The organism is Planktotalea sp., assembly GCF_049680325.1.
Taxonomy (GTDB): Bacteria; Pseudomonadota; Alphaproteobacteria; order Rhodobacterales; family Rhodobacteraceae; genus Planktotalea.
In genome coordinates, this window is record NZ_JBAUHO010000181.1 from 1 (window position 1) to 3,703 (window position 3,703).

Genomic DNA, 3,703 nt, shown 5'->3' on the forward strand with positions numbered 1-3,703 from the left:
AGCCAATCCCGCCCGGCATCACATCGCGGCGCAGCACACTGGCGATGGCGGGCGTCGTCATATCGTCAATGTAGACGTCCATGCGATCCCCTGACAGTTCCAGCTTGACCGGTATCCAGCGGTCAAATTCATAAGATGTCGCCTTGGAATAGGCCGGTCCATAATAAAGCTGCCAAGACGGCACCCCGTTAAAACGCGGCATATATTGATTGGCATCCGGGTTGCCTGATTGATGCGCACGCATGTAAAATTCTTCGTAATTGCCCTGATCCTGCATCCGGAAATTCGCGCCGACAAAAGTGCGTGTATCGCCGAAAGTAACGTCATATTCGATCGTGCCGTTTTTTAACCCAATATCTTTCAACACCGCCGCCCCAAAGGAAAACGGCGCGCCACCGGCTGGGCTGGCCAGAACAATTGCATCGCGCCCCGCGTGTTTGGTCAGCTCCGCATTGGCGATAAAGGCGAAACTGGCGTCTTCCATCGGCACGGGGTCGGCCAACGCGGCGCTGCCCAAAGATGCGCAGACCAGAACGGGAAGGATCGCAGTACTACAAGTTAGACGTCGCATATCAGCCTCGAATTTGATTTCACTGGCCGAAGTCTTCCACCCATTTTTATTGCGCTCAACGCATAAATTTGCAAAAGACTATTGCATGAGCGCACTAAACAACATCCCGCTTGATGCGTTAAACCAGTTTGCCCTTGTTGCGCGCAATGCCAGTTTTTCCAAAGCGGCCCACCTTTTGGACATGCAGCCCTCGACCTTATCGCGCCATATTGCAGCACTTGAAAAGACTCTGGACTTGAAGCTGCTTCAACGCACGACGCGGACCGTGACGCTAACGCAGGACGGGGCGACGTTGCTTGAACGCATTTCTCCGCTTCTGGACAGCCTCGGACAGATCACTCAAGAAATCGCGGAGTCCAAAGGGGCGATGGTGGGCCGTGTTCGGATCGCAACCTCATCAACAATGGCTGAAATCTGCATCGCGCCGATCCTACCCGAGCTGCGCCGTCGTTTTCCCGATATCCAGGTCGAATTGATCCTGAAGCCCCAGATCACCGACATGCGCGTTGAGCGCGTGGATTTCGCGGTACGCGCAGGGCACCTAGAGGACCAGACCCAGATCGCGCGCAAGATCGGCACACATGAGTTCCAACTTTACTGTGCGCCCTCGATGGCGCAGGCCCCCGTCCAACGCGAGCTGACTTTTGACACCGCCTTCCCCGGCTCGACAAGGCCCGCGCTTGTTTGCGAAGACTTTTTCATTCTACGCAATCTTGTCATTGCGGGCGAAGGGCGTGCGTGGATGCCGGTGGAGTTTTGTATGGACGCAGAGCGTCGCGGCGAGTTGCTGCGCGCCGATCCTGCACAGAGCGCGCGTTTTGATGTTTATGTCGCCTATCCGAAAGGATCGCTTCTGACAAAACGTGCCCGCGCCGTCATGGACATGGTCATCCAGCATGCAAAAGTCACAAGCAGCAAAGTCGCCGACTTGTCACGTGCGATCACATAACGAACAGACGTCTGCCTGCATGACAGCACACCGCGCCATACAAGAACGTCATCCTCTCACTCCCCCTTGCACCCGCGCGCCCCTCTGCCATACATAGACCCAACGTCAGGAAAAGGAGTGCGCCATGCGCCGTGTCGTCGTCACAGGTCTGGGAATTGTGTCCAGCATTGGCAACAACGCAAGCGAAGTTCTGACTTCGCTGCAAGAGGGTCGCTCTGGCATCACTGCCAATGAGGACATGAAAGAACATGGCTTTCGCTCGCAAATTGCGGGTGCGGTCGATCTGAATGTTGCCGATCACGTGGACAAACGCACGCTGCGCTTCATGGGGCCCGGCTCTGCCTATGCGCATATCGCAATGGGTCAGGCGATTGCCGATGCGGGTTTGACGGAAAAAGAAATCATCAACCCGATGACCGGTTTGATTGCAGGTTCGGGTGGCCCAAGCACCTCTGCCATGCTCGCCGCGCATCAGGTTGTCTTGAAGACGGGCGCGACCAAGCGCATCGGTCCTTTCGCGGTGCCCAAGACGATGTCTTCGACCGTGTCCGCCAACCTTGCAACGGCCTATCAGATCAAGGGGATGAACTTCTCGATCACCTCTGCCTGCTCCACATCCCTGCACTGCATTGGCATGGCAGCGCAGCAAATCGCACTTGGCTTGCAAGACACGATGTTCGCGGGCGGCGGCGAGGAACTCGATTGGACGCTCTCCTGTCTGTTCGATGCGATGGGCGCGATGTCCAGCAAATATAACGACACGCCTGAAAAAGCGTCCCGTGCATTCGATGCCAACCGCGATGGTTTCGTGATCGGCGGCGGCGGCGGCATTATTGTTCTGGAATCGCTGGAAAGCGCACAGGCGCGCGGCGCTAAAATCTACGCTGAAGTCACAGGTTTCTCCGCCACATCCGATGGCGCAGACATGGTGGCCCCCTCCGGCGAGGGCGGCGAGCGCGCGATGCGCGGGGCGCTGAAATCACTGCACCCGGATCGCAAGATCAGTTACATCAACGCGCACGGCACATCGACGCCCGTGGGCGATGTCGGCGAAATCGAAGCGGTGCGCCGTGTCTTTGGTGAAGGCAACACGCCCCCCGTCAGTTCGACCAAGTCGATGACAGGCCACTCGCAAGGCGCAACAGGCGCGCAAGAGGCGATCTATTGCCTCCTCGCCCTGGAGAACGATTTCATCATCCCCTCGATCAACGTCGAAACGCTCGATCCCGCGTTGAACGCAGCCGAGATCGCAACCAAACGCGTCGACAATGCTGGCCTTGATACGGTGATGACCAACTCCTTCGGCTTTGGCGGCACCAACGGCTCCATGCTGCTTTCGAAATTTCACGGGTGATTTGATATGACTGGTTCCATGCAAGGAAAACGCGGCCTCATTATGGGTGTCGCCAATGAACGCTCCATTGCATGGGGCATTGCCAAAGCGATGGCAGAGGCAGGCGCTGAGCTGGCCTTTACCTATCAGGGCGAAGCCTTCGGCAAACGACTAGAGCCACTCGCCGCCTCGGTCGGCTCTGATTTCATGGTTGATGTGGACGTCACCAACGATGCCTCGCTCGACACCGCGTTTGAAGAGCTTGGCAAACGCTGGGACACGATCGACTTTGTGGTTCACGCTATCGCCTATTCGGACAAAAACGAACTCACAGGGCGTATCCTGAACACCTCGCGCGAGAACTTCAAAAACTCGATGGATATCAGCGCCTATTCCCTGATCGAAGTCGCGCGGCGCGCGCATCCGATGATGGTGGAAAACGGCGGTACAATCCTGACGCTGACCTATATGGGCTCCACCCGCGTCACGCCGAACTATAATGTCATGGGCGTCGCCAAAGCCGCACTTGAATCCACAGTTCGCTATCTTGCCAATGATCTTGGCCCCGAGGGCATCCGCGTCAACGCGATCAGCCCGGGCCCGATGAAAACCCTTGCAGGTGCAGCCATTGGCGGTGCGCGCAAAACCTACAAGCACACCGATCAAAACGCCCCTATGCGCTCTAATGCAACTCTTGAAGCTGTTGGCGGCGCTGCAGTCTTCCTCGCGTCCGACGTCGGTGCCTGCACCACAGGGGAAATCTTGCGGGTCGATGGCGGCTTCCATGTGCTGGGCATGCCGCAGCAGGACAATCTCTAGCGCCTTCTTTGGTCCGAAAATACCTTGGGGG

4 protein-coding genes are annotated in these 3,703 nt (G+C 57.3%); 3 read left to right on the forward strand and 1 reads right to left on the reverse strand.

The genetic code is table 11. The features are described 5' to 3' along the window. Positions 1–571, reverse strand: a 571-nt coding sequence (locus WBC85_RS08330; protein ID WP_424435186.1) for a hypothetical protein, incomplete at its 3' end; no start/stop codon positions are given. Between the two features lie 85 nt (positions 572–656). Here WBC85_RS08330 and WBC85_RS08335 point away from each other — a divergent pair. The 3 genes from WBC85_RS08335 to WBC85_RS08345 all read left to right on the forward strand — a co-directional run bounded on the left by WBC85_RS08335 (position 657) and on the right by WBC85_RS08345 (position 3,672). Continuing rightward, a complete protein-coding gene (locus tag WBC85_RS08335) occupies positions 657–1,520 on the forward strand; it encodes a LysR family transcriptional regulator (RefSeq protein WP_424435189.1) in 864 nt (287 codons plus the stop codon). A 124-nt stretch (positions 1,521–1,644) separates the two neighbouring features. Continuing rightward, positions 1,645–2,874 carry a beta-ketoacyl-ACP synthase I gene (fabB, locus tag WBC85_RS08340; protein WP_424435192.1) on the forward strand — a complete coding sequence of 410 codons (1,230 nt, stop codon included), beginning with the start codon at positions 1,645–1,647 and terminating at the stop codon, positions 2,872–2,874. A 6-nt stretch (positions 2,875–2,880) separates the two neighbouring features. Beyond that, entirely contained in the window at positions 2,881–3,672 is a 792-nt protein-coding gene (locus WBC85_RS08345) for an enoyl-ACP reductase FabI (protein ID WP_424435195.1), read from the forward strand. The last annotated feature ends 31 nt before the right edge of the window (positions 3,673–3,703 follow it).

Bases quoted from the DNA above. Each gene is read 5' to 3' on its own strand.
- WBC85_RS08335 (WP_424435189.1), top strand. From the start codon at position 657: ATGAGCGCACTAAACAACATCCCGCTTGATGCGTTAAACCAGTTTGCC.
- fabB (WP_424435192.1), top strand. From the start codon at position 1,645: ATGCGCCGTGTCGTCGTCACAGGTCTGGGAATTGTGTCCAGCATTGGC.
- WBC85_RS08345 (WP_424435195.1), top strand. From the start codon at position 2,881: ATGACTGGTTCCATGCAAGGAAAACGCGGCCTCATTATGGGTGTCGCC.